The organism is Agromyces bracchium (assembly GCF_009709675.1).
GTDB classification, from domain to species: domain Bacteria; phylum Actinomycetota; class Actinomycetes; order Actinomycetales; family Microbacteriaceae; genus Agromyces; species Agromyces bracchium.
In genome coordinates, this window is the sequence record NZ_WMLB01000031.1 from 1 (window position 1) to 23880 (window position 23880).

At 70.2% G+C, this 23880-nt stretch carries 18 protein-coding genes and 1 pseudogene; 6 read left to right on the top strand and 13 right to left on the bottom strand.

The genetic code is table 11. The annotated features are described in order from the left end of the window. Positions 1-118: 118 nt before the first annotated feature. Genes GJ743_RS13650 through GJ743_RS13660 form a run of 3 tightly spaced genes read right to left on the bottom strand, consistent with a single transcriptional unit; the run spans position 119 to position 3752 of the window. A complete protein-coding gene (locus GJ743_RS13650) occupies positions 119-1195 on the bottom strand; it encodes an ABC transporter permease (protein WP_155052474.1) in 1077 nt (358 codons plus the stop codon). Then, the gene (locus GJ743_RS13655) at positions 1192-2232 is read right to left on the bottom strand and encodes an ABC transporter permease (protein WP_328289184.1); all 1041 of its coding nucleotides are present in this window, start codon (positions 2230-2232) and stop codon (positions 1192-1194) included. Before GJ743_RS13655 ends, GJ743_RS13650 begins: the two co-directional genes overlap by 4 nt. Further along, positions 2229-3752: a sugar ABC transporter ATP-binding protein gene (locus GJ743_RS13660; RefSeq protein WP_328289192.1), complete on the bottom strand. Its 1524-nt coding sequence runs from the start codon at positions 3750-3752 to the stop codon at positions 2229-2231. The genes GJ743_RS13655 and GJ743_RS13660 overlap by 4 nt, the downstream gene beginning before the upstream one ends. Positions 3753-3889: 137 nt before the next feature. On the opposite strand from GJ743_RS13660, the gene GJ743_RS13665 reads away from it, so the two are divergent. Further along, positions 3890-4906 (top strand): LacI family DNA-binding transcriptional regulator, encoded by a 1017-nt coding sequence (locus tag GJ743_RS13665; RefSeq protein ID WP_155052475.1) that lies wholly within the window; start codon positions 3890-3892, stop codon positions 4904-4906. Positions 4907-5080: 174 nt separating this feature from the next. After that, on the top strand, positions 5081-5650 hold the full coding sequence (locus GJ743_RS13670) for a GIY-YIG nuclease family protein (RefSeq protein ID WP_155052476.1): 570 nt from the start codon (positions 5081-5083) through the stop codon (positions 5648-5650). Positions 5651-5843: 193 nt separating this feature from the next. Here GJ743_RS13670 and GJ743_RS13675 read toward each other — a convergent pair whose 3' ends face one another. Both GJ743_RS13675 and GJ743_RS13680 read right to left on the bottom strand, forming a co-directional pair. Next, entirely contained in the window at positions 5844-7910 is a 2067-nt protein-coding gene (locus GJ743_RS13675) for a DEAD/DEAH box helicase (RefSeq protein WP_328289185.1), read from the bottom strand. A gap of 175 nt (positions 7911-8085) precedes the next feature. Further along, positions 8086-9048: an aldo/keto reductase gene (locus GJ743_RS13680; protein ID WP_328289186.1), complete on the bottom strand. Its 963-nt coding sequence runs from the start codon at positions 9046-9048 to the stop codon at positions 8086-8088. A gap of 88 nt (positions 9049-9136) precedes the next feature. Here GJ743_RS13680 and GJ743_RS13685 point away from each other — a divergent pair, with 88 nt between their 5' ends. Then, complete coding sequence (locus GJ743_RS13685; RefSeq protein WP_155052477.1) at positions 9137-9817, top strand: hypothetical protein; 681 nt, start codon at positions 9137-9139, stop codon at positions 9815-9817. A 111-nt stretch (positions 9818-9928) separates the two neighbouring features. Beyond that, the gene (locus tag GJ743_RS13690; RefSeq protein ID WP_155052478.1) at positions 9929-10216 is read left to right on the top strand and encodes an iron-sulfur cluster assembly accessory protein; all 288 of its coding nucleotides are present in this window, start codon (positions 9929-9931) and stop codon (positions 10214-10216) included. 61 nt (positions 10217-10277) lie between these two features. Here the strand turns inward: GJ743_RS13690 and GJ743_RS13695 are convergent, their stop codons facing one another. The 4 genes from GJ743_RS13695 to GJ743_RS13710 all read right to left on the bottom strand — a co-directional run bounded on the left by GJ743_RS13695 (position 10278) and on the right by GJ743_RS13710 (position 16272). Beyond that, positions 10278-11669 (bottom strand): MFS transporter, encoded by a 1392-nt coding sequence (locus GJ743_RS13695; protein WP_155052479.1) that lies wholly within the window; start codon positions 11667-11669, stop codon positions 10278-10280. A gap of 22 nt (positions 11670-11691) precedes the next feature. After that, the gene (locus GJ743_RS13700; RefSeq protein ID WP_155052480.1) at positions 11692-12600 is read right to left on the bottom strand and encodes an alpha/beta fold hydrolase; all 909 of its coding nucleotides are present in this window, start codon (positions 12598-12600) and stop codon (positions 11692-11694) included. Between the two features lie 88 nt (positions 12601-12688). Next, positions 12689-14080 (bottom strand): MFS transporter, encoded by a 1392-nt coding sequence (locus tag GJ743_RS13705; RefSeq protein WP_155052523.1) that lies wholly within the window; start codon positions 14078-14080, stop codon positions 12689-12691. A 152-nt stretch (positions 14081-14232) separates the two neighbouring features. Next, positions 14233-16272 (bottom strand): zinc ribbon domain-containing protein, encoded by a 2040-nt coding sequence (locus GJ743_RS13710; RefSeq protein WP_155052481.1) that lies wholly within the window; start codon positions 16270-16272, stop codon positions 14233-14235. A gap of 230 nt (positions 16273-16502) precedes the next feature. Here GJ743_RS13710 and GJ743_RS13715 point away from each other — a divergent pair, with 230 nt between their 5' ends. Next, positions 16503-18299 (top strand): acyl-CoA dehydrogenase, encoded by a 1797-nt coding sequence (locus tag GJ743_RS13715; protein ID WP_155052482.1) that lies wholly within the window; start codon positions 16503-16505, stop codon positions 18297-18299. A 493-nt stretch (positions 18300-18792) separates the two neighbouring features. On the opposite strand, the gene GJ743_RS13720 is transcribed toward GJ743_RS13715, so the two are convergent. Further along, positions 18793-19185, bottom strand: coding sequence for a hypothetical protein (locus GJ743_RS13720; RefSeq protein WP_155052483.1), 393 nt, complete (start codon positions 19183-19185; stop codon positions 18793-18795). Positions 19186-19519: 334 nt separating this feature from the next. On the opposite strand from GJ743_RS13720, the pseudogene GJ743_RS13725 reads away from it, so the two are divergent. Then, positions 19520-19720, top strand: a pseudogene (locus GJ743_RS13725) (site-specific integrase); the annotation flags it as partial. Between the two features lie 73 nt (positions 19721-19793). Here the strand turns inward: GJ743_RS13725 and GJ743_RS13730 are convergent. The 3 genes from GJ743_RS13730 to GJ743_RS13740 all read right to left on the bottom strand — a co-directional run bounded on the left by GJ743_RS13730 (position 19794) and on the right by GJ743_RS13740 (position 23817). Then, positions 19794-21110: a hypothetical protein gene (locus tag GJ743_RS13730; RefSeq protein ID WP_155052484.1), complete on the bottom strand. Its 1317-nt coding sequence runs from the start codon at positions 21108-21110 to the stop codon at positions 19794-19796. Between the two features lie 264 nt (positions 21111-21374). Continuing rightward, on the bottom strand, positions 21375-22952 hold the full coding sequence (locus tag GJ743_RS13735) for a 4-hydroxyphenylacetate 3-hydroxylase N-terminal domain-containing protein (RefSeq protein ID WP_155052485.1): 1578 nt from the start codon (positions 22950-22952) through the stop codon (positions 21375-21377). 274 nt (positions 22953-23226) lie between these two features. Next, entirely contained in the window at positions 23227-23817 is a 591-nt protein-coding gene (locus tag GJ743_RS13740; protein ID WP_155052486.1) for a TetR/AcrR family transcriptional regulator, read from the bottom strand. Between the last annotated feature and the right edge of the window lie 63 nt (positions 23818-23880).

Consider the following 23880-nt stretch of genomic DNA (forward strand, 5'->3'; position numbering starts at 1 on the left):
GTCGCGGCCGCCGCCGCCGTGATCGCCACGCCGAAACGGCGCGAACGCTTGCTGGTGAACATCGTTGTTTCCTTCCTTGGTGCCGGATACCGACTGTGTGTGATTCCAGGTGGAGCGATCAGGACGACGAGGCCGCCGCCAGCTCGCGCTCCTTCTTCTTCCCGATCGCCGAGATCCGCCGACGGCGGAGCCAGGCGAGGAGGCTTGCCGACACCACCGAGAGCACGAGCAGCACGCCCGTGATGACGTTGATGATGTCGCTCGTGACCCCGGCGAGGCGGAGTGCGCTGCCGAGCGTGCCGATGAGGAGCACGCCCGCGATGACCCCGTGCAGTGCGCCGCGGCCGCCGAAGATCGAGACGCCGCCGAGGAGCACCGCGGCGATCACCTGCAGCTCCATGCCCGTCGCGTTGTCGCCGCGGGCGTTGTTGTAGAGCAGCGTGAAGTACACGCCGGCGAAGCCCGAGACCGCGCCGCTCATGACGAAGAGCAGGAACTTCGTGCGGCCGACGTCGACGCCCGAGAAGGCCGCGGCCTCCTTGTTCAGGCCGATCGCGTAGAGCGAGCGACCGAACGGGGTGAAGTGCAGCAGGATCGCGAAGGCGATCGCGAGCACGACGAACGGGATCATGATGCCGGGGATCGGCGTGCCGGGGATGTTGTCGCGGGCGAGGTCGGACCAGAACTCGGGGAACTCCGTCACCGCGGTCGTGCCGAGGAGGCCCACCGCGATGCCGCGGAAGAGCGCGAGCGTGCCGATCGTGACGGCGAGCGAGGGCAGGCCGACGACGGTCACGAGGAAGCCGTTGATCACGCCCGCGACGGTGCCGACGAGGATCGCCGCGATGGCGGCGACCGGGAACGGCAGGCCCGCCTGGGTCAGGATGCCCGTCATCACGCTCGAGAGACCCACGATCGACGCCACCGAGAGGTCGATCTCCTCGGTGATGATGATGAGCGTCATCGGCAGCGCGATGAGCAGGATCGGCGCGATGTCGCGCAGCAGGTAGGTGACCGTGAGCGGGCTGTCGAAGTTCGGCACGACCGCGAGCGAGACCGCGATCACGACGAGCAGCAGTCCGATCACGGCGGACTCGCGCGTGAGCAGCACGCGCCGCCAGAGCGGGTTGCTGTACGTCTTGTAGGTGCGGGTGGTCCGGGTGTCCGGCGCGGGCGCCGGTGCCGTGGCGGTCATCGGCCTTCCTCCCTGATCTCGAGCAGCTTGCGGGATTGTCGGAGCGCGAGCACCCGGTCGAGCACGATCGCGCCGATGATGAGCGCACCGACCACGGCGCGCTGCCAGAAGTCCTGGATGCCGAGGATCGGCAGCGCCCGGTTGATGGTGAGCAGCAGGTACGCGCCGATCGCGGCACCCCACAGCGTGCCGACGCCGCCGGAGATCGCGACGCCGCCGATGACGGCCGCGCCGATCGCCTGGAGCTCCCAGCCGGTGCCGGCCTGCGAGCTGACCGTGCCGTACCGGGCGGCGTAGAGCACGCCCGCGAGGCCCGAGAGCGCCCCGCTCAGCAGGAACGCGGTGAGGATGCGGCGCGTCACGCGGAGGCCGTAGAGGTGCGCGGCATCCGGGTCTGAACCGATCGCGTAGAACTCGCGGCCGCTGCGGAGGTTCCGGAGCACCCACGCGGCGATCACGAGGACCACGACCGCGATGATCGTGAGGATCGGGATGTAGAGGATCTGGCCCGTGCCGAGCCCGCGGAACGCGGCGGGCAGGTCGGAGGCGTTGATCCGGTCGCTGCCCGTCCACGCGACGTTGATGCCGCGGTAGACGTAGAGCGTGCCGAGCGTGATGACGAGTGCGGGCACCTTCGCGAACGCGACGAGCGCGCCGTTGATGAGGCCGAGCGCGGCGCCGAGGGCGATGCCGGCGATGAACACGACGATGATCGGGATGCCGGGCACGTCGATGAACAGGCGGCCCGTGAGGTAGGCGGTCAGGCCCAGCACCGAGCCGACCGAGAGGTCGACGTTGCGCGTGATGATCACGACCGCCTGGCCCACCGCGACGAGCAGCAGCAGCGACGGCGTCAGCAGCAGGTCGCGGAACCCGTCGCTCGAGAACAGGAAGTTCGGGTTCACGATCGTCGCGACGACGATGACGAGGAGCAGTGCGATGACGATGCCGGTCTCGCGCGCCTTGAACAGGTGCGAGACGGCGCGCGAGGCCGCGGAGGTTCCGGGCTTGGCGGGCGGGGCTGCGGTGGCGGTCACTTCGCCTCCTCCTTGTCAGCGGTGGCGGCGAACATGACGGTCTCGGGCGTCGCCTCGGAGCGGGGGAACTCGCCGGTCAGCCAGCCCTCGCGCATGACGAGGACGCGGTCGGCCATGCCGAGCACCTCGGGAAGCTCGGAGCTGATCATGAGGATCGCCATGCCCTGCTGGGCGAGCTCGGAGAGCAGGCGGTGCACCTCGGACTTCGTGCCGACGTCGATGCCGCGCGTCGGCTCGTCGACGATGAGCACCTTGGGCTCGGTCGCGAGCCACTTGCCGAGCACGACCTTCTGCTGGTTGCCGCCCGACAGGGTGCCGGTCTCGGCGTCGAGCGATGCGGTCTTCACCTCGAGCCGGCTCGCCCAGACGGCGGCCGCGGCGTTCTCGGTGCGGTTCGTGATGAGGCCGGCGGTCGCGAGCGAGTCGCGGATGGCGAGGGTCACGTTGCGCGACACGCTCTCGTCGAGCACCAGGCCCTGCTTGCGGCGGTCCTCGGGCACGAGCGCGAGGCCGCGCGCCATCGCGACGCGGGGGTTGCCCTTCGGCAGCGCGGTGCCGGCGAGCGTGACGCGCCCCGACTCGTAGGGGTCGACGCCGAAGATCGCGCGCGCGACCTCGCTGCGGCCGGCGCCGACCAGACCCGCGAGCCCGACGATCTCGCCCGCCCGCACCGAGAAGCTGACGTCGTGGAACACGCCCGTGCGCGTGAGGCCCTCGACGACCAGCACCTCGTCGCCGATCTCGGCCGGGAGCTTCGGGAAGAGCTCGGCGACATCCCGCCCCACCATCTGGCGGACCAGTTCGTCGACGCTCGTCTCGCTGATCGCCTCCGTGGCGATGTAGCTGCCGTCGCGCATGACCGTGACGGTGTCGCAGAGCGCGAAGACCTCGTCGAACCGGTGCGAGATGAACATGAGCGCGCGACCCTCGTCGCGCAGGCTCCGGGCGACGGCGAAGAGGCGCTCGACCTCGACGCCCGAGAGGGCGGCGGTCGGCTCGTCCATGATCAGCACGCGCGCGTCGAGCGAGATGGCCTTGGCGATCTCGATGATCTGCTGGTCGGCGATCGAGAGGCCCTCGGTGATGCGGTCGGGGTCGATCGAGACGCCGAGCCGCGCGAAGATCTCCTGCGCCTCGGCGCGCATGGCCTTGCGGTCGATGCGGCCGAACCGGTTGGTGGGCTGGCGGCCCATGAAGATGTTCTCGGTCACCGACAGGTCGGGGAAGAGCGTCGGCTCCTGGTAGATGACGGCGATGCCGGCCGCCTTCGACTGCGCGGTCGAGTGGAAGTCGACCTCCTCGCCGCGGAGCTTGATGGTGCCCGCGTCGCGGCGGTAGAGGCCGGCGATGATCTTGACGAGCGTCGACTTGCCCGCGCCGTTCTCGCCGATCAGCGCGTGGATCGATCCCTGCTCCAGGGTGACGGTGCCGGATCGGAGGGCGACGACGGCGCCGAACGACTTCACGACCTTCGAGAGCTCGAGCGCCGGGGGTGCGGGCGTCGTGGGGGGCTGGGCCACGGTCACGTCCTCCTCCTTGAGGTGAAAACTTTATGAATCGATTCAGGCTCGATTCAGGCATACTCTATGGAGGACATCGGCGAGGGTCAAGTCCGACCCGGACGGATGACCCCGAAGATCGATTGCGAAGGAGCAGGATGGCCGCGGTCAGCATTCGCGACGTCGCCCAGCACGCGGGCGTCTCGGTGGGCACGGTCTCCAACGTCCTCAACCGCCCCGGCGAGGTATCGGCCGAATCGGTCCGCCGCGTGCAGGAGGCCATCGAGGTGCTCGGCTACGTGCGCAACGACGCCGCCCGCAAGCTCCGCGCCGGCGTGAGCACGACCGTCGGCTTCGTCGTGCTCGACGGGCAGAACCCGTTCTTCGGCGACGTCGTGCGCGGCGCGGAGGACGAGGGCTCGAAGTCGGGCATCGCGATCCTCTACGGCAACACCGACGAGGACCCGAAGCGCGAGCGCATGTACCTCGACCTCTTCGAGGAGCAGCAGGTGCGCGGCGTGCTCATCTCGCCCTACGGCGACATCAACCCCCGCCTCGAGCGGCTGCGCTCGCGCGGGATCGCGGCCGTGCTCGTCGACCGGTTCAGCGGCGACGGCCGTTTCAGCTCGGTCTCGGTCGACAGCGTCGCGGGCGGGCGGATGGCCGTGGAGCACCTGATCGCGACCGGACGCCGCCGCATCGCCTTCGTGGGCGGTCCGTTCGAGATGCGCCAGGTCACCGACCGCCTTGCGGGGGCCCGCGCCGCCGCCGAGAACGCTGGGGAGCACATCGACCTCGAGGTCGTCGCGACCGATGCGCTGACCGTCGCCGACGGCGCCGCGGCCGGTGCGCGCATCATCGCACGCCCGCGCTCGCAGTGGCCCGACGCGATCTTCGCCGCGAACGACCTGCTCGCCCTCGGGCTCCTGCAATCGCTCATCGTCGACGGCCGGGTGCTCGTGCCCGACGACATCGCCCTCATCGGCTTCGACGACATCTCGTTCGCCGCTGCCGCCGCCGTGCCCCTGTCGTCGATGCGCCAGCCGAGCCGCATGATCGGCCGCACGGCCCTCCGGATCCTCCTCGAGGAGACGGCCGACCCCGAGCTGATCCCCCGGCAGACGGTGTTCCAGCCCGAGCTCGTGGTGCGCGCGAGCACGACCCCGCGACGCTGAGCGCCCGCTCGCGCGTGCGCCGGTCGCCCCCATCCAAGTGCGGTTTCTGTGGTGGAGGGCGGTTTCGGAGCGTACTCCACCGCAGAAATCGCACTTGGAGGGCACCGGTCGCGGCGGCGCGACGGGGCGCCGGTGACCGGCGGGGCGTCGGTGGGGCGGCGTAGCGTTCGGCGCATGGTGACGGATGCCGCGGCCTGCACGGCCGTCGACGAGTTCGGGCCGTGCGGCGCGCACGCCGAGCCCGGCGCACCGCTCGCGCTGTGCACCCCGCACCTGCTCGCGGCGCACGACTGGGTCGCGCGCGAGCACGGCGTGACCGACGTCCTGCCGGGCGCGTGCCTGCTGTGCGGCTCGCGGGTCGGCGTGCGATATCCGTCCGGCTGGGTGTGCGCGGTCTGCGAGTGGCGGGTGGGCGAGGTTCCGGATGGCGAGCTCGCGCCGCCGCGCGTCGACGTCGTGTACTACGTGCGCTGGCGCGAGCGCGTCAAGATCGGCACCTCGTCGAACCCGCGTCAGCGCCTCGCGGCGATCCCGCACGACGAGGTGCTCGCGTTCGAGCGCGGCGGTCGAGCCCTCGAGCAGCGCCGCCACGCCGGGTTCGCGGCATCGCGCTGGCCCGGGGGCGAGTGGTTCCGCTTCGACAAACCGATCGTGCGGCACGTCGCCGAGCTCGCCGCCGACGGCGAGGACCCGTGGAGCCGCTACGACCGGTGGCGCAGCGAGGAGCTCGCCCGCCGCATGTGAGCGCGCCCGAACTCTTCAGTTCCCGTGCATGAGAATCCGGCTCAGCCCCCGCTGCGCGGCGACATCCGCCGGATCTTCATGCAGGGCTGGTTCGCGCTCAATGGCTGCGCGCGGAACCCGCGTGCGCACGCATGAGCATCCGGCCCAGACCCCGCCGTGCGGGGCCAGGCACCGGATTCTTATTCGTGGATGATCAGGAGCGCTCGGACTTGCCGTGCCTCGGCTTGCGCGGCTTGCGGTCGCCCGAGTCGCCGCCCTGCTCGCGGTCGCCATAGCCGCGATCCCGGTCGGCATACCCGCGGTCGCGGTCGTACCCGCGCCCGCCGCCGCCCTGCCCGCCGCCGCCCTGGCCGCGGTCGCGGTCGTACCCGCGGTCGCGGTCGTACCCGCGATCCCGGTCGCCGTCGCGCCGGTCGCGGTCGTACCCACGGCCGCCCCCGCCCTGCCCGCGGTCGCGGTCGTACCCGCGATCCCGGTCGTACCCACGGCCACGGTCGTAGCGCCCGCCGCCGCCACTGCCGCGGCGGTCGTCGTACTGGCGGCGCGGCCGCCCGCCGGTGTCGAGGCGGAGGTCGATCAGGCGCCCGGAGATGCGCGTGTCGGCAAGCCGCTCGAAGACGTCGGCAGGCAGGTTCGCGGGAAGCTCCACGAGCGAGAAGTCGGCCTGGATGCGGATGGCGCCGAAGTCGTCGCGCGCGAGTCCGCCCTCGTTCGCGAGCGCACCGACGATCTGGCCGGGCATCACGCGGTGGCGTTTGCCGACGTCGAGCCGGTAGGTCGCCATGCCCTCACGCGGCTGGCGCGGTCCGCGGTCGCCGCGATCCCGGTCGCCGTCGCGGCCACTGCGGTCGTCGCGGTCGAACCGGTCGCGGCCGCGCTCGCGCGGTGCGGGCTCGGGCTCGGCCTCCATGAGCAGCGGCGAATCGCCCTGCGCGACGACGGCGAGGGCGGCGGCGACATCCGTCTCGGGCACGTCGTGGTGGCGCACGTAGTGGGCGATGATGTCGCGGAAGCCCTCGATGCGGGCGGACTGCTCGAGCGCGGCCGAGATGCGGTCGTCGAACCGCGAGAGCCGAGACTCGTTGATCTCGTCGACGCTCGGCAGCTGCATGGGCGTCATCTGCTGCTTGGTGGTGCGCTCGATGCGGCCGAGCAGGCCGCGCTCGCGCGGCGTGACGAAGCTGATCGCGTCGCCCGTGCGGCCCGCGCGACCCGTGCGGCCGATGCGGTGCACGTACGGCTCGGGGTCGGTGGGGATGTCGTAGTTCACCACGTGCGTGATGCGCTCGACGTCGAGGCCGCGGGCCGCGACATCCGTCGCCACCAGGATGTCGAGCTTGCCGCTCTTGAGCTGCTCGACGGTCCGCTCGCGCTGGGCCTGCGCGATGTCGCCGTTGATGGCCGCGGCCTCGTAGCCGCGTGCGCGGAGCTTCTCGGCGAGCTCCTCGGTCGCGTTCTTCGTGCGGACGAAGATGATCACGCCGCCGAAGTCCTCGACCTCGAGGATGCGCGTGAGCGCGTCGACCTTGCGGGCGTGCGCGACGACGAGCACGCGCTGCGTGATGTTCGCCGAGGTCTGCGTCTTGGCCTTGACCGTGATCTGCTCGGGGTCGTTCAGGTACTGCTCCGACATGCGGCGGATAGCGGCGGGCATGGTCGCGGAGAACAGGGCGACCTGCTTCTCGTCGGGGGTGTCGGCGAGGATCGTCTCGACGTCCTCCGCGAAGCCCATCTTGAGCATCTCGTCGGCCTCGTCGAGCACGAGGTACTTGAGGCCCGACAGGTCGAGCGTGCCCTTGTCGAGGTGGTCGATGACGCGGCCGGGCGTGCCGACGACGATGTGCACGCCGCGCCGGAGCGCGGAGAGCTGCACGCCGTAGCCCTGGCCGCCGTAGACGGGCAGGATGTGCAGGTCGGGCAGGTGCGCCGCGTACTTCTCGAACGCCTCGCACACCTGGAGGGCGAGCTCGCGGGTCGGGGCGAGCACGAGCGCCTGCGGACTGCGATCGGAGGTGTCGAGTCGGGCGAGGATCGGCAGCGCGAACGCGGCGGTCTTGCCGGTTCCGGTCTGCGCGAGGCCGACGACGTCGCGCCCCTCGAGCAGCGTCGGGATCGTCGCGGCCTGGATCGCGGAGGGCGTCTCGTAGCCGACGTCGTCGAGCGCCTTGAGCACCGCCCCCTCGAGTCCGAGATCGGCGAAGGTGGGCGTCGCGGGCTCCTCGGGAGCCTCGGCCTCGGTGGAGATGTCGTCGGAAGTCACATTTCAGGGTAGACCTCGGCCCTGTGCAACCGCCCTATGCGGTGACGGATGCCGCGCCGGCGCGCCGCACGCCTCCACGCTCCCGGCCCCCGAATCGCGCGAGTCCCGCGAAATGGCGACCGTCGCCGCCATTTCCCGGAAGTCGTCCACGCCCGGCCGCGCCGGCGCGCCGCACCTACCCCCAGGTCCGTGCGCTCCGCGCCGCCCAGTACGCCTCGGGCTGCTCGGCGAGCGCCGCCAGCGCCGCGAGCACCGCGGCATCCGTCGCCGGGGCCCGCGAGGCGAGGTTCGCGTCGAGCTGCTCGGGCGTCATCGCCCCGGAGAGCACGACGTCGGCCCACGGCTGGGCGCGCGCGGTGCCGATCGCGAGCGCGTCGAGGCCCTGCCCGTCGGCGGCGGCGAGCGCGGCGGCATCCGTCTCGTCGCCTGCCGGCGTCAACCGCCCGTTCGCGACCGCCTCCTTCACGACGACGAACCATCCGGCGTCGTGGGCGCGCGCGAGCGCGGGGCCGGCCGAGGGCTCGAGCAGGTTCCAGGTCGCCTGCACGGTGCCGAACGGCGAGTCGGGCAGGGTTCGGGCGGCGTCGAGCGCGTCGGCCTGGTGCGGTCCGCTCGTCGAGATGCCGACGGCGACGCCGGATGCCGCGAGCTCGCGCAGCCGGTCGAGGAGCGCCTCATCGGCGAGCGCGGGGCTCTCCGGGGTCAGCGAGTGCACGAGGTAGCGGTCGGGCGGCCCGCCGAGCGCGGCGAGCGTCTCGGGCCACTGCCGCTCGAGCATGGCGAGCGAGTGCTCCTTGCGCTCGTGCACGTCGGCGTCCATGCGCCAGTCGCCGACGTAGGCATAGCCCCACTTCGACTCGATCGCGAGGTCGGCGCGACGCTCGGGGTGCGCGGCGAGCCATGACCCGAGGAACTCCTCGGCCCGCCCGTACGACCGGGCGGCGTCGATGAAGCGGATGCCGCGTTCCCACGCCGCGTCGAGCATCGCGTGCGCCCGGCTCCGCATCGCGTCGACGCTGCGGTCGTCGCCGAGCGACGCGTCGCGGCCGGCGGTGATGTACGCGGGGCGGCCGAGGGCGGCGAGGCCCAGGCCGAGCGGGGCGAGCCGGGGTGTCCCGGATTTCGGCGATGCCTGCACGCTGCGTGAGCCTACGCGCCACCGCCGACGCGCGCATCGGCGGAGTACGCTCGTCGAGGGTCGGACGAGACGGAAGCGGAGGCCGCGCGTGAGCCGAGGGAGCGAGCAGCGTCAGGTGACCCTCGACCGGCTGACGCGCGCGGCGCGCGTCGCGCTCGGGTCGGGGCGGACGCTGGACGACCGGCTGATCGCCGACATCTGCGAGCAGAACGGCGTGGACCCCAAGGCGTTCCGCCGGTTCTTCGCCACCGACGACGAGCTGCTCGACGCCGTGAACGAGCAGCTCGTGCACGATTGCGTGAGCCGGCTGCGGTCGGCGGTCGACGCGTTCGACGCGATCCACCTCGTCGAGTCGGAGGACGAGGGCGAGGTCGGCGAGGCCGCCGACACGACCACTCCCCTCGAGATCGCGGCACGCATGCTCGCCGACTCGTGGCCGCTGGATCGCGGCGGACTGATCATCCGCGCCCAGCGCCGGCTGCGCGCGCTGACCTCGCAGGCCGGCGGCGGCGACGCCGCGGCGGCGGCCGAGCGGTCGTTCGTCGAACGCCTGGTGCCCGTGTTCGAGGACCTCATGGCCAAGCTCGACCGGCGCTTCACGTGGTCGCCGACGCTCGCCGTGCGCGTCGTCGTCGACACGTACGAGCGGTCCTTCGAGAGCTGGTTGCTCATGGGCAACCGCGAGGAGGACTTCGACGCGTCCCCCTACGCGACGCGCACGCTGCCCGTGCTGCTCAGGGGAACGAGCGAACCGCTGCCGACGGCCTGAGCGCGACGCGCGCGGGCGCGAGCGTACGCGACGAGCGAAACGCCTGCTGCGGGGTGGCGGTCCTCCGCCCGATCTGGAATCGTGGCCGACTCGCGATCAGAGGAGGACGACATGCTCACACTGACCGACACCGCGGCGACCGTCGTGAAGGAGATCGTCGCCGGCAACGGCGCCCCCGAGGGATCGGGATTGCGCATCGAGGCCGAGGACCAGGACGCCACCCAGTTCGGCGTCTCGATCACGCCCGCCCCGGAATCGGGCGACGCCGTGGTCGAGCAGTCGGGCGCCCGCGTCTACCTCGGCGAGCGCGCGACCATCGCGCTCGACGACAAGACGCTCGACGCCAGCGTCGCCGAGGACGGACGGGTGTCCTTCGACATCCTGCCGCAGGCGCTCTGACGGCTCCCTCGCGCCGCGTGCGGCGCGAGGGGCGACGGGTCGGCCCGCCGGCTCCGCGTCGCTAGGACGGCGTGCGCGTCCGCGACCCCTCCGATCGGAGGAGCGCGACGGCCACGATGGTGCCCACGACGCCGAGCACCGCGTCGACGCGGAACGCGTTCCGGATGCCGACCGTGAAGGCGGACGCGGCGAGCACGATCGCGGTGTTCACGCCCAGGCCGAGCGAGCCGCCCGCGACGTTGCCCATGTAGACGATGCCGCCGGCGAGGCTCGAGTCCTCCGGCCGCACGGCCGTGACGGCCGCCGTCGTCACCGCCGAGAAGTAGAGCCCTACGCCGATGCCGCACAGCACGAGCCCCGGGACGAGCGGCAGGTATCCCGTCCCGATGACGAGGGCGATCACGAGCACGCCGGCCGTGAGGCAGGCCGCGCCGATCCCGACGACGAGCCGGCTCCCGATGCGGTGGTACAGCGGCCCGGCCGCGAATGAGACCGTCGCGAAGGTGAGCATCATGGGCAGGAGGCCCGCGCCCGCGGCGAAGGCGCTCCATCCGAGTTCCTTCTCGAGGTACTGCGGCACGTAGACGAGCACGCCGAAGAACACCGACCCGAGGAGCAGGATCGAGATCAGTGCGCCGCTGAACTGGCGGCTGGCCACCACGCGGCGCGGCACGAGCGCATCGTCGCCCTGCCGGCGCTGGATGAGCACGAAGACGGGCAGCAGCAGTACGCCGAGCGCGATCATCCCGAGCACCCACGGCGACGCGAAGGTGTTCGCGCTGCCGACGTCGAGGGCGACGAGCACGAGCACCACCGCGGCCGACAGGCTCGCGATGCCCGCGTAGTCGACGCGGATGCCGCTCCCGCGCTTGGACTCGGGCACGTTCCGGAGCACGACCAGTACCGCGAGCAGCGCCACGGGAACGTTGACGAAGAAGATCCACCGCCAGCCGAGGGTGTCGGTGAGGATGCCGCCGAGCAGGGGCCCGATCGAGTTGCCGAGCCCCGCGACGCCGATGATCAGGCCGCCCGCGAGCCCGCTGCGCGACTTCGGGATGATGTCGTAGACCATGCCGAGCACCGACGGCCACATCATCGCGCCGCCGATGCCCATGAGCGCGCGGGCGGCGATGAGCAGGCCGATGTTCGGCGCGAACCCGCCGAGCAGTGAGAACGCGCCGAAGATCAGCGCGCCGATCACGAAGATGCGCCGCCGGCCGAAGAGGTCGGCGAGCCGGCCGCCCGTGACGATGAGCACGCCGAAGACGACGGTGTAGCCGTTGATGACCCATTGCGCCCGGTTGAGGGTCGTGTCGAGGTCGTGCTCGATGCTCGGCACCGCGACGGTCAGCGCCGTGAAGTCGTTCGCGACGACGAGGATGCCGAGCGACAGGGCGACGAGCGTGATGATCGCGCTCCGGTCGAGCCGGTCGGTCGTGCTCGGTTCGGCCATGATCCCTCCCGGGCGAGCCCGCTCAGTCGTCCTTCGCCGACGGATGGTGCACGCCGCGGTGGATCTCGACGACCCGGGCGCCTCCGGTCCAGGTCGGGTCGTCGAGGATCGACAGGTCGTCCATGAACCGCCGGATGAGGTGCGCGAGCGCGCGGGCGTGGCTGAAGTTGATCGCGTGCGCGGCGCCCTCGATCGTGACGGCGAGCACGTGGTTGTCGACCTGCCCCGCGACCTCCTGCACGCGCGCGGGTCCGGGCATCAGCGGGTCGCGGTCGCCGAGGACGACGAGCGTCGGCAGCTCGAGCTCGAGCAGGCGCTGGAGCGACGGGTACTGCGTGAGCGCCCGGAACAGCTTCAGAGTGCTCGGCACCCCGAACCGCGCGTAGTCGGGCACGGCGACGCGTGCCATCCGGGGCGGCTCGCGAGTGCCGTCCTGGGCGAGCTGCCGGATCGCCCGCGACAACGGCCGGTTGAACACACCGCCGGCGGGCGAGACGAGCACGGCTCGCTCGATGCGGTCCGGGAACCGGTCGGCGAACTCGAGGATCACCGGGCATCCCATCGAGTTCCCGACGAGCGTCGCCTTCTCGACGCCGCGATCGTCGAGGAAGCGGGCGGCCGCGGCCGCGAGGTCGGGGATGTCGAGACCCTGCGGGTGCCGGCCGCTGCGACCGAAGCCGGGCAGGTCGGGCACGAACGTGTGGAACTCGTCCGCGAGCAGTTCGGCGGTCGGCAGGAGGTACCGGCCCGACATGCCGAACCCGTGGACGTGCATCATCACGCGGGCGTCCTTCGGCGGGTTCGGCGACTCCCGGTAGAACACGTCGACGCCGTCGACGACCGTCCAGCGGTCGATCAGTCGCGAGGCCGCGCGTCTCGGAGTCCGCCGTTCGCGCCACCGATCGGCGGCCGCCGCGCTCGTCTTGGCCATCGACGCACCCCCTCGTCGGGCCCATCAGACCACGAACGCCCGCTCGGCCGGCGGGACCTCCGACCCGCGGCGCGGATCGGGGGCGTCGTCAGTTCGCCCGCGCGGGCGCCTCCTGCTCGGCGGGTCGGTGCTCGATGTCGTCGACGTGCGCGCGCGGCATCGCGACCGCGCCGGCGATCGTGGCGACGGCGGCGATCACGACCCCGATGAACACGGCAGCGGATGCCGCCTGGATCGCCGCACCCGAATGCGCCCCGAGCCCCGACTCGCCGATCACGCCGTTGGCGACGGCGCCGAAGATCGCGACGCCGACGGCGCTGCCCATCGAGCGGAGGAACATGTTCGCGCCGGTCACGACGCCGCGTTCCGACCACGGCACCGACGACTGCGCGGCGATGAGGGTGGGCGAGGCGACGAGACCGAGACCCAGGCCGACGACGAAGCACGCGAGCGCGGTCGTCACCGGGTTCGGCACGAGCGTCGCCGCGACGAGGCCCACCGTGCCGATCACGGCGATGCCGAGGCCGAGGAACGCGGTGTTCCGGAACCCGATCCGCAGGTACAGCCGGCCCGACTGCGACGCCGAGATCGGCCACCCGAGCGTGAGCGCGGCGACCGCGAGCCCCGAGACGAGCGGGGTCGCGCCCGCCGACACCTCGAGGAAGGTCGGCACGTACGAGGTCAGCCCGATGAGCACGGCGCCGACGCCGAGCGAGATGAGCGAGGTGGTCACGATCAGCCGTCTCGAGAACAGCCACAGCGGCAGCACGGGTTCGGCCGCACGTCGCTCGATGAGCACGAACGCCACGATGAGGAGGGCAGCCAGGGCGAACGCCCCGATGCTCTGCCACGAGGTCCATGCCCAGGCTTGGCCGCCCTCGAGCACCGCGAGGATGAGCAGCGTCAGCCCGACGGTGAGCACGCTCGCCCCGGCGAGGTCGATGCGGTGCTTCTTGCGCTCGACCGTCTCGTGGTAGCTGCGGATCAGCATCCACGCGGCGATGAGGCTCAGCGGGATGTTGACGAAGAAGATCCACCGCCACGAGAGGAACTCCGCGAACAGACCGCCGAGCGTCGGTCCGATGACGGATGACGCGGCCCACACGCTCGCGATGTACCCCTGCACGCGCGCGCGTTCCCGCACGGAGTAGATGTCGCCCGTGATGGTGATCGAGACCGGCAGCACGGCGCCCGCGCCGAGGCCCTGGATCGCGCGGAAGACGATGAGCGAGGTCATGTCCCACGCGAAGCCGGCGAGGATCGACCCGACGAGGAACGCGCCGATGCCGACGAGCATGATCGGCTTGCGGCCGATCGTGTCGGCGAGCTTGGAGTAGACGGGCACCGACACCGCCTGCGCGAGCAGGTAGATCGAGAACAGCCACGGGAACTGCGCGAAGCCGCCGATGTCGGCCACGATCGACGGCACCGCCGTCGCGAGGATCGTCGCCTCGATCGCGACGAGCCCGGTGCACAGCATGAGCGCGGCCAGCACCGGCCCGCGCTCTGAACGCAATCCCACGGCGGTCTGCTCGGTCACGCGCTCTCCTCACCGGGTCGGTCGAGGTGCGACACGGCCCACTCAGAGCCAACGCGATCGAGCGCCGTGCATTCCCGCGGACGGCGGCGGCGTCAGTCCCGCATGCGGACGAGGATGCCGCCGGCGTAGCCGATCGCGGCGCCGATCCAGATCAGGGGCAGCCCGATGTCGAGGGCCGACAGCGCCATCCCCGGCGTGACAGCGAGGAAGACGAGGTAACCGGCCGCGAGGAGCACGACGAGCACAGCCATCTTGCGGGTCAGGCCGCCCTCCTTGCCTGCGACGCCGAGCAGCATCATCACCCCGAGCGCCACGAGCAGGATCCGCAGGGGGCCTTCGACGAAAGCCGCCTGGAGACCGCTCGCCTGCGATATCGCGAAGGCGATCTCGAGCGGGTTCACGGAGGGCACGGAGATCGAGACGAACCACGGCAGCAGCAGCGCCCCGACGATGACGAGGAGCGACCCGAGGACGATCAGCCATCTCCCGACGGCCGGACGGTGGTTCGGCCTCGTCTGCGCGATCTCCACGCTCGCGTCGAGATCCTGGCTCCCGTCGGAGGCGGTGACGTGGAGTCGGCGTGTGCCCTGCTGGCCGGCGGGAGGCCGCGGGCTCGAGAACGAGACCCTCGAGTACCCGATCGCGCCGGGCGCGACCACCACGACGGCCGGGGCGAAGGTCGCACGCACCGCGCCGTCGTCGGATCGACCGGAGATCGCCACGTTGAGCGGGCGGACCCCGCGCCGGTTGTCGACCTCGACCGTGAACCGGCCCTGCCGGTGGTGACCGAGGTCGAGGCGCTCCGGGTTCGCCCGCAGCTCGGCGGTCGCGATCGCCGCCGCCGAACTCGACAGCTCGAGTTGCGCCTGCCCCGAGACATCCGTCGTGCCGTCGCTCGCGACCACGGTGAAGGGGTGCGTCGCCTGCGAACCCGGAGGCGGCGGGTCGGCCCGGACCAGGCCCCTCGCCTGCGTGATCTTCCCCGGGGCCGCGACGAATTGCGCCGGGACGAACGCGAACGAGAGCCGCTGCTCGGGGTCGACTCCCGTGAGGCTGACCATGACGCCCGAGTGCCCGCCGCGGTTGTCGATGAGCACGTCGAACTCGGCGTCGTGCGCGTCCTCGAGGCGGATGGCGCTCGGCTTGACCTGCACCGTGATCGGCTCGTCGACCGGGGCCGCCGTGGTGCTCTGGACGAGCGTGATCGTCGCCGCGATCGGACCCTCGTCGTCGGTCGCCGCCACGGCGAGCTGCCGGTTCCGCTGCTGCCCCGGCGGCGGCTGCGGGGCGGTGAAGTCCACGTGCACCTCGGCGGTGGACCCCGGCTGGACCTCGACGGTCGACGCGGAGAACCGGAAGTCGACCACGTCCTCGGGGTCGTTGCCCGCGAGCGCGAGCGTCTGCGGGTGATTCGCGGACCGGTTGTCGAAGTGGAGCGTGAACGCGCCCTCGCCGACGTCGTCGAGCCGGATCATCGCCGGGTTCGCGGTGACGCCGACCCGCGGGCCGTACGGCGGCACGTGGACGACGATCCCGACGATCGCGTACCGGCCGGCATCCTCCTGCGAGCTGATCCGCAGCGACAGCTCGATGCGCTGGGCGACGACCATCGGCCCGGGTCGCATCACGAGTGACAGCTCGACGTCGTCGGAGGCGCCCGGCATGAGGTGGACCTCGGGGCTCACAAGGTCGATCCAGTCCGGCTGGTCGATGATCCGGACGTCGTAGCCGTCGACGACCTTCGTCGGGTTCTCGATCGCGAGTTCGACCCTGGCGGCTTCGTCTCGCGTGACCGTGACCTCGGGCGTCGCGACCGTCACCACCGGCGAGCCGGGCGCGGGCGCCGCGGCATCCGTCGTGCCTTCGTTCCCGGTCGGGCCGGCCCCGCCGCCGTCGCCCGACGGTCCCGGCTGCTCGCCTCCCCCATCGGGAGGCGGCTCGGGCCCGGGCTCCGGCTCGGGCGTCGTGCCACCGCCGCCTCCGGACGGCGGCGACGGCGTCGCGCCGCCCGACCCGCTTCCGCCGGACGCGGCCGCCTCCTTGTCCCAGCCCAGGTAGGAGTTGCAGTTCGTGCACCATCGCGCGTCGGGCGCGTTCATCGCACCGCAGTTCCAGCAGCTGCGATCGGCCATCCGGTCCCCCCGCTCACGGCACCGCGACGCCGCATCGCAGACGATGCCGTGACACCGATGTTAGGGAACCACGAGCACGCTCGGCCAGTCCCATGCCCCAACAGGCAGGCATCGATGCCCGGCCTCCCCGACTGCCGGGAGGCACAAGGTCGGCATCGGTTCGGCCGACACGCTTCGTGGATGGCGACAGATTCGGCCCGCACGCGCATACCCGCGCCTACAGTCCGAAGATGACTGATTTCCGTCCGCCCGTCGCCGACCTGGCCTACACGCTCGCGCACGTCGTGGGCTACGACCGGGTCGCCGAGCTTCCGGGCTTCGAACATGCCGACCTCGACATGGTCACCGAGATCCTGGAGGAGGTCGGCGGCTTCATGGCCGAGGTCGTCGCCCCCACCAACCGCGCCGGCGACCTCGAGGGCGCCCGCCTGAACGCCGACGGCACGGTGACCACGCCGACCGGGTTCCGGGAGGCGTACGCCGCCTACGTCGAGGCCGGCTGGGGATCGGTTCCCCTGCCCGAGGCCTTCGGCGGCGGCGACTTCCCGCGCACGGTCGGGCTCGCCATCCAGGAACTGACGATGGAGGCCAACATGGCCTTCTCGCTCGCGCCCCTCCTCACGCAGGGCGCGATCGAGGCCCTCCTGCACTACGGCAGCGATGAGCAGAAGCAGGCCTGGCTGCCCAAGATGGTCACCGGCGAGTGGGCCGGCACGATGAACCTCACCGAGCCGCACGCCGGCTCCGACGTGGGCGCCCTGACGACGAAGGCGGTCAAGCGCCCCGACGGCACGTACGGCATCACCGGGCAGAAGATCTTCATCACCTTCGGCGACCACGACCTGAGCGACCAGATCGTGCACCTGGTGCTCGCCCGCACTCCCGACGCGCCCGCCGGCACCAAGGGCATCTCGTGCTTCATCGTGCCGAAGTTCCTCGTGAACGACGACGGCTCGCTCGGCGAGCGCAACGGCGTGCACACGGTCGGCGTCGAACACAAGATGGGCATCCACGGCTCCCCCACCTGCGTGCTGTCGTACGAGGATGCCACCGGGTACCTCATCGGCGAGGAGAACCTCGGCATGCGCATCATGTTCGTGATGATGAACAGCGCCCGCCTCTCGGTGGGCACGCAGGGCCTCGCCGTGGCCGAGCGCGCGTACCAGCAGTCGCTCGACTACGCGACGGGCCGCATCCAGGGCCGCGCGCTCGGCGCCACGCAGGACTCGCCGATCATCGACTTCCCCGACGTGCGCCGCATGCTCATGACGCAGAAGTCGTACATCGCCGCGCTCCGCCGCATGATGCTCCTGAACGCCGTGTACGTCGACATCTCGACCCACCACCCGGATGCCGCGACCCGCGCCCGCGCGGACGAGATCGTCGGCCTCCTCACCCCCATCTGCAAGTCGTTCGGCACCGACCTCGGCAACGAGCTCACGTCGCTCGCGCTGCAGATCCACGGCGGCATGGGCTTCATCGAGGAGACGGGCGCCGCGCAGCACTACCGTGACGTGCGCATCGCCGCGATCTACGAGGGCACCAACGGCATCCAGGCCGCCGACCTCGTGGGGCGCAAGCTCGGCGTCCGGGGCGGGGCGTCGTCCCTCGAGTTCATCGCGACCATGCGCGAGCTCGACGGCGAGTTGGCGACGGCGGGCGAGGAGTTCGCGTCCATCCGGGCCCAGCTGAACACGAGTCTCGACGTGCTCGAGCAGACCACGGCGTGGATGCTCAACACCGGCGCCTCCGACCCCAACTCGGTGCTCGCGGGCTCCAGCCCGTACCTGCGCATCTGGGGGCTGGTCGTGGGCGGATGGCTGCTCGCGAAGTCCGCGCTCGCCGCTCGCGAGCTCGACGGCGACGCCATCGCCGCGGCGCAGTTGCCGCTTGCGCGGTTCTACGCCGAGCAGCTGCTCCCGGCGGTCTCCGGCCTCGTCGGCGCCGCGACGGCCGGGTCGCGCGACCTGTTCGCGCTCGACGCCGACGCACTCGGCGACGTGGCGCGGCGCACGGCGCGCGTCTGACGCCTCACCGATACCGCGGGGGTCGTGCCGATCGGCACGGCCACCGCGGTCGTACGACGAGACGCGCTTGACCGCGCGTTGCGGTCAGCATCGCCGTCGCGCGCGCCGCGTCGACCTCAACAGACCCTGAGGTGACGCGAGGTCCGGAAACGAGAGAACCCCCGGATGACCGGGGGTTCTGCGGTAGCGAGGGCGGGACTCGAACCCGCGACACCACGGATGGGACGGGGTGGGCTTCGTGTCTTTCCTCGCGATCCGGAGATCTCGAATGGTCTCGGACTGGCCCGGGATTCCTTGAGAGAACGGATGCTGCCGAGCCGACTCTACTCGGGAGAGCTGGGAACGCCTCGGGTGGGCTCGGATGCATACTCGTTGAATAAGCGTGCGCGCATCAAGTCCCTCGAAGTCACTCGAGACCGCCGGGCGGTGGGATCCTCACAGCGGCGACACGGGATCGCAGACTGTCACCGATCTGTGCAGCAGACCTCCGCCCTCACTCGAGATCGTGCCACCTGCCGCTCGGCTGTTGCTGCCCGAGACTGCTTCGACTCGCAGGGAGCACACCCGCGAAGAGGAAGATCGCCATCCCGATGGCAGAGAAGAACACCGCACCGCCAACTCCGATGACGAGAACCGCCATGAACATGTCGGGCCCATTCGTGGTGGATGAGAACGGGTAGAGCAGGGCTAGGCAGAGCGTCGTTCCAACTAGCGGAGTCAACGCGGACCACCATCTCGAGGCCCGGCCGTGGTATTTTCCGCCCCACCACAGCCAGACCGAGAACGCGCAGACACCCAGCCCGAGTCCCAGCGCCACCGCGAGGTAGCCGCTCCCAAGCCAGGCAAGCAGGGCATAGAACACGACGACGAAAACGATGAACGGCATGGATGCCCTCCCACGGTGCTGTGTGCGCCACAGCATAGAGCCAAGTGCAATCTCAGCTGAAGGGCCCGCGCCCTTCATGGCCGGGGCCACGAACCGAAGAAGTCTGCGGGTTCGCCAAGCAAGTGGACCCGCTCCACATCGACGAGCCCGATCAGGCAATGACGTCCGGTCCTGTGGCGAGCGAGAGCAGCGTCCGTATTGGTGCGGCACAGCCGGACCGCACCAGCGGCCTGACCACTGCAAACCCCGACCATCAACCAAACTCGGGCCAGACCCCACCGTTCGGGAGAACTCCAGGTTCGACCGGGCTCTTGAGACGGCTGAGCTGAAGGCAATGACCATTCACGACCTCCAAACGGCCGCGAGTCTGGCAGTCTCGTCGGGTGCAAACGTCAAGGCGATGCAGCGGATGCTCGGACACGCCTCGGCGGCGAGGACGCTCGACACTTACTCGGAACTCTTCGACGACGACTTGGACGCCGTGGCAGTCCGCCTCGACGAGGCCGCAGCACTCGCGCTCGGCGCCCTCAACTGATCGGACGCCGAACGAGAAGTCGACGGGCGTAGATCACGTTCGCATGCCCGAATCACATCCGATCAGGTTCGTCTTACGAGTTCAGGGCGACGAGGTTCTTGCGCATCGCACTCCAATGTTGGGGCTCATAGAAGCAGATCTCATTGGCGAACGCCGCTCCGGCGACCGTTGAGTTCATGATCGTCCGTGCTTCGGGCACCATCCGTCGATTCAGCAGATCGAATGCGCTTGCCGTGTCGATGATGGGGTCTATGGTGTGCGAGTCCAGTGGTATGAGATTGTGACCGATCTCCTGGCCTACGACGGTGGCAAAGAAGTCACGACCACCTGGTGGGTCAGTTCTGATCTGGACCCCCAGAATCTGGCCCGTGCTGTTGACTCCATTCCCAGAGCCTTCCGACGAACCGGGCGCGTGGTCCTGACCGGGTTGCTGCTCGCGAACGTTCATTAGCATGTGCGCCCTGTCGCCACGTCCGAACGGAAGCCCGAGTCGGTTGAACAAGGTGAGAGCGAGTCTCGCATTGGCCCACTTCGGCGTCTGTGTCCAGCCGGGATTGTACGGGCGCGGGTCAATGTAGTACCGAAGTCCGGCAGTCACGTCGCTGTCCATAGGGGCCAAGCCAGCCCGCACCGGAAGGTTGCGCTGGAGATACTTGAGCGCCATCAGGACGGTGTCCCACCCCTCGTCGGTCATCGGCCAGGTGTTCACCTTGATCAGGAGTCGAAGGTCAGCAGTCGGGAGGAAATTGCGGCTTCCCAGCGAATTCGTACCTACAAGCTGCCCGTCACGGTAGAACCGAGCGATGAACTCGTACGTTCCCGCGTGCGACAACTGATCGCCATCGACATAGAAATTGACGTTGTCCTGCTCGGATCGGCTCGGAAGAAGGAACCGGCCCGACATCGTCGCCGGAACCCTGAAGCGGGCACCATTTGGCGCCTTGACTTCGAGGGATGCGAAGTCGAGCCGCGATACCAACAGATCGGGCCCACCGAAGTCAAGGCGTGCGACCTCGATCCCCGCAATACGGGCGGGCAGGGCGACCGGGGGCCTGGCCTGGACGAACACTCGGATGAGTGTGTCCTTGCCTGCAACGAGCTCGTATTCGACCAAGCCCTGTGTAGCTTCCCAGCCAAGGACCTGCGGATCCCGCAGCGGCGGATCGTCCGTGGCTGCGATCGCCTCAAGGTCGGCTCGCTTCTGAGCGATCTCCTGCTCAATGCGAAGAACCAAGCTTGCCAAGTCTTCGGCGTCGGACGCGGCTGCATGTTCAAGGTCAGACCGGACAGCGTCGACCCGCTTGCTCAACTCCCCGATATCCGTGGACAGCGCGGCCCGTAGGCGATCACCGGACGGGTTCTTCTCGGCGTTTTCTGCATACTCGTCCATGGCGCCCCCCGTTGCTTGCGGATTGCGTGACCACAGTGGACTGAGCCAGTGGGCACCTATCAACACGCCGTCCCCAGACATCAATGATGACATTTCCTCGCCTTTGCGGGAAGGTAAGCATTGGCTCGTCTCTGCCTTCAAGCAAGGGATTCTCACTTTGATGGGGGTCTGCTGCACGCGTGGGCGACATCTCAGTTTTCCCGCCCATACGGCCGACGCAGCTAACCACCCGGGGGGAACACTGCGATCCGTCGCGGAAGCAACCTACTCAGGGCGACGGATCGTCGTGACGTCCGTCGGATTGATCAGGTCCGGTGCGGTGAATCCATCGAGGTCGTACTCCGACAGGATGCCGTCCACGAGATCCCTCGCATCATCGAGCTGGCCGTCGGCGCCGGCCATGCCCAGGATGTCGACATACGTCTTCTCGGGCTGGCCCCAGTAGTTGAGTTCGTACAGTTCGTGCCGGGCTGCGAACTCGCTGCCGATGGCATCCCACAGGGCCTTCATGGTCTTCGAGCGGTCGAGGGCCGTCTTCCCGTTCGAGCCGCGCAGGTAGCGGTCGAGGTCGGCCCGGAACTCGGGCACCTGGAAGTCGACGGCGTTGGAGTTCAGGTAGATGAGGCCGGAGGCGATGATCGTCTCGACGATCTGCCGCATCCGGAAGTACATGCCGGGCGCGGTCGCCGCGTAGGTGAGTGCGTAGCGGCCGTCGGGGATCAGGATGCCGCCAGGGCCCACCTCGGCTCGCTCGATCATGCCGTCGCGCAGACCCGAGACGAGGTTGCGGAACGCGAGGATCTCGCCGAGCTGCGCCTGCACGCCGCGGAATCCGCCGGCGCCGGTGATCTCGAGCGCCTTCGACACGAGGCCCGAGATGAAGTCGAGCTTGACCTCGAGACGCGTGGACGCCTGGAACGCGGCGCGCTGCATCCAGCCGAGCGGGCCGTCGTTGAACTCCTGCACCTTCTGGGCGTCGTAGACGAGCACGTTCTCCCACGGGATGAGTGCACGGTCGAACACGAGGATCGCGTCGTTCTCATCGAAGCGACTGGACAGCGGGTAGTCGAACGGGCTCGCGGCCTTTGCCGCCGCCGCCTCGTACGAGTGGCGCGAGTAGAGCTTCACGCCCTTCGCGTTCATCGGCGCCATGAAGATGAGCGCGAACTCCTTCTTTCCGAGGAGGGCCCCGAAATGCGAGACGAAGGTGTACTGCGTGAGCGGCGCCCCCGTTGCGACAACCTTCGCGCCGCTCACGATCAGGCCATTGTCGGTCTCCTCCTCGACGTGCACGAACACGTCGCCGACCTCGTCGGCGGGCTTGGAGCGGTCGACTGGCGGGTGCACGATCGCGTGACCGACGTGCAAGACCTCCTCCTGCACCCGGCGGTACCAGTACGCGGCGTTCGGGGCGTACTCGCCGAAGAACGACGGGTCGGCGCCGAGCGTCATGAGCAGCGACGCCTTGTAGTCCGGAGTGCGGCCCATCCAACCCGCGACCTGCTTCTGCCAGCCGCGGATGGCACCGCGCGCGGCGCGAAGGTCCTCGGTCGTCCGGGGCACCTTGAAGAACGCGTGAGTGAAGCCACCGTTGCCGGTATCGGTCGGCAGGATCAGTTCCGAGTTCCGCGACGGGTCGGCGAGGGAACCGTAGAGGCGAGCAATGGAGCGAGCCGAATTGCGGTAGGCGGGATGGCTCGTGACGTCGTCGATCCTCTCGCCGTAGATGAAGACGTCGCGGCCGTCGTTCAGGCTGTCGAGGTACTCATCGGCGGTCTGCGGACGATCGGACGCGCCGGAGGCGATCGATGCCTCGACGACGCGGGTCTCGGTGGTGCTCATGGGGGGCCTCCTCGGGGCGAGTCTTCATCGTTATGTACGGCTGTACGTAACGGCGAAGCTAGTTCACACCGAGCTCGTGCGCAAGCGATGTGGACCGCACTCGTGACCCATGGCGGTCAATCTTGTGCAGGGGCCCAATCCGGGCCTTGACTCCTGTGCAGAATGACCTGCGGCGCGCCCTCGTGCTTGTAAGAACGCGCGTACACACGCCCGCGCAAGCAGCGACCGCGGGGCACACCGTCGCGGTGTCGAGCGTCGCCGAGGCGTGGCGAGGTCAGCGACGGCGGCCGTCGACGGGCGCGTCGGCGGCCGCGCCGAGCACCACGCGCAGGTGCGGCTCGACGTCGGAGGCGAAGAACATCACATCGAAGAGCGCCGACTGGAGGCAGATGCCATCGAACAGGAGCCCGAGCGTCTCGGCCGTGGCCGGGCCCGTGTACTCGCTCACCGTGTCGACGAAATCGTGGGACCACTGGCGACTCTGCTCCCGCAGGCGAGGATGGCGCAGCGCGGAGAGGAACAGGTCGTGTTCGAGAACGAGGAGCCGGTGCTGGCGGACCGTGAGCTCCTCGACGAGGTTGCAGATGCCGCCCAGGAGGCCGAGCCGCTCGACGCCGTCGCGGAGCGTGCGCTCGGTGAACTCGCGATTGCGTTCCCGCGAGAGCTCGACGACCGCCTCGAGGAGTTCGTCCTTGTCGGCGAAGTGATAGGTGGTGGAGCCGAGCGGAACGTCGGCGGCGTCCGCCACCGCGCGGAAGGTCAGCCCACTGATGCCACGCTCGGCGACGACCCGGAGGCCGGCCTCGACGATGCGGCGGCGGCGTTCCGGGTCGTAGCGCCGACCGGTGCCATGCGTGGTGCTCACGGCTCCACCCTAGGGATGACGCCGCGCTCCCGCCGGACACCTCGCGGGCGTTCGGCGGGAGCG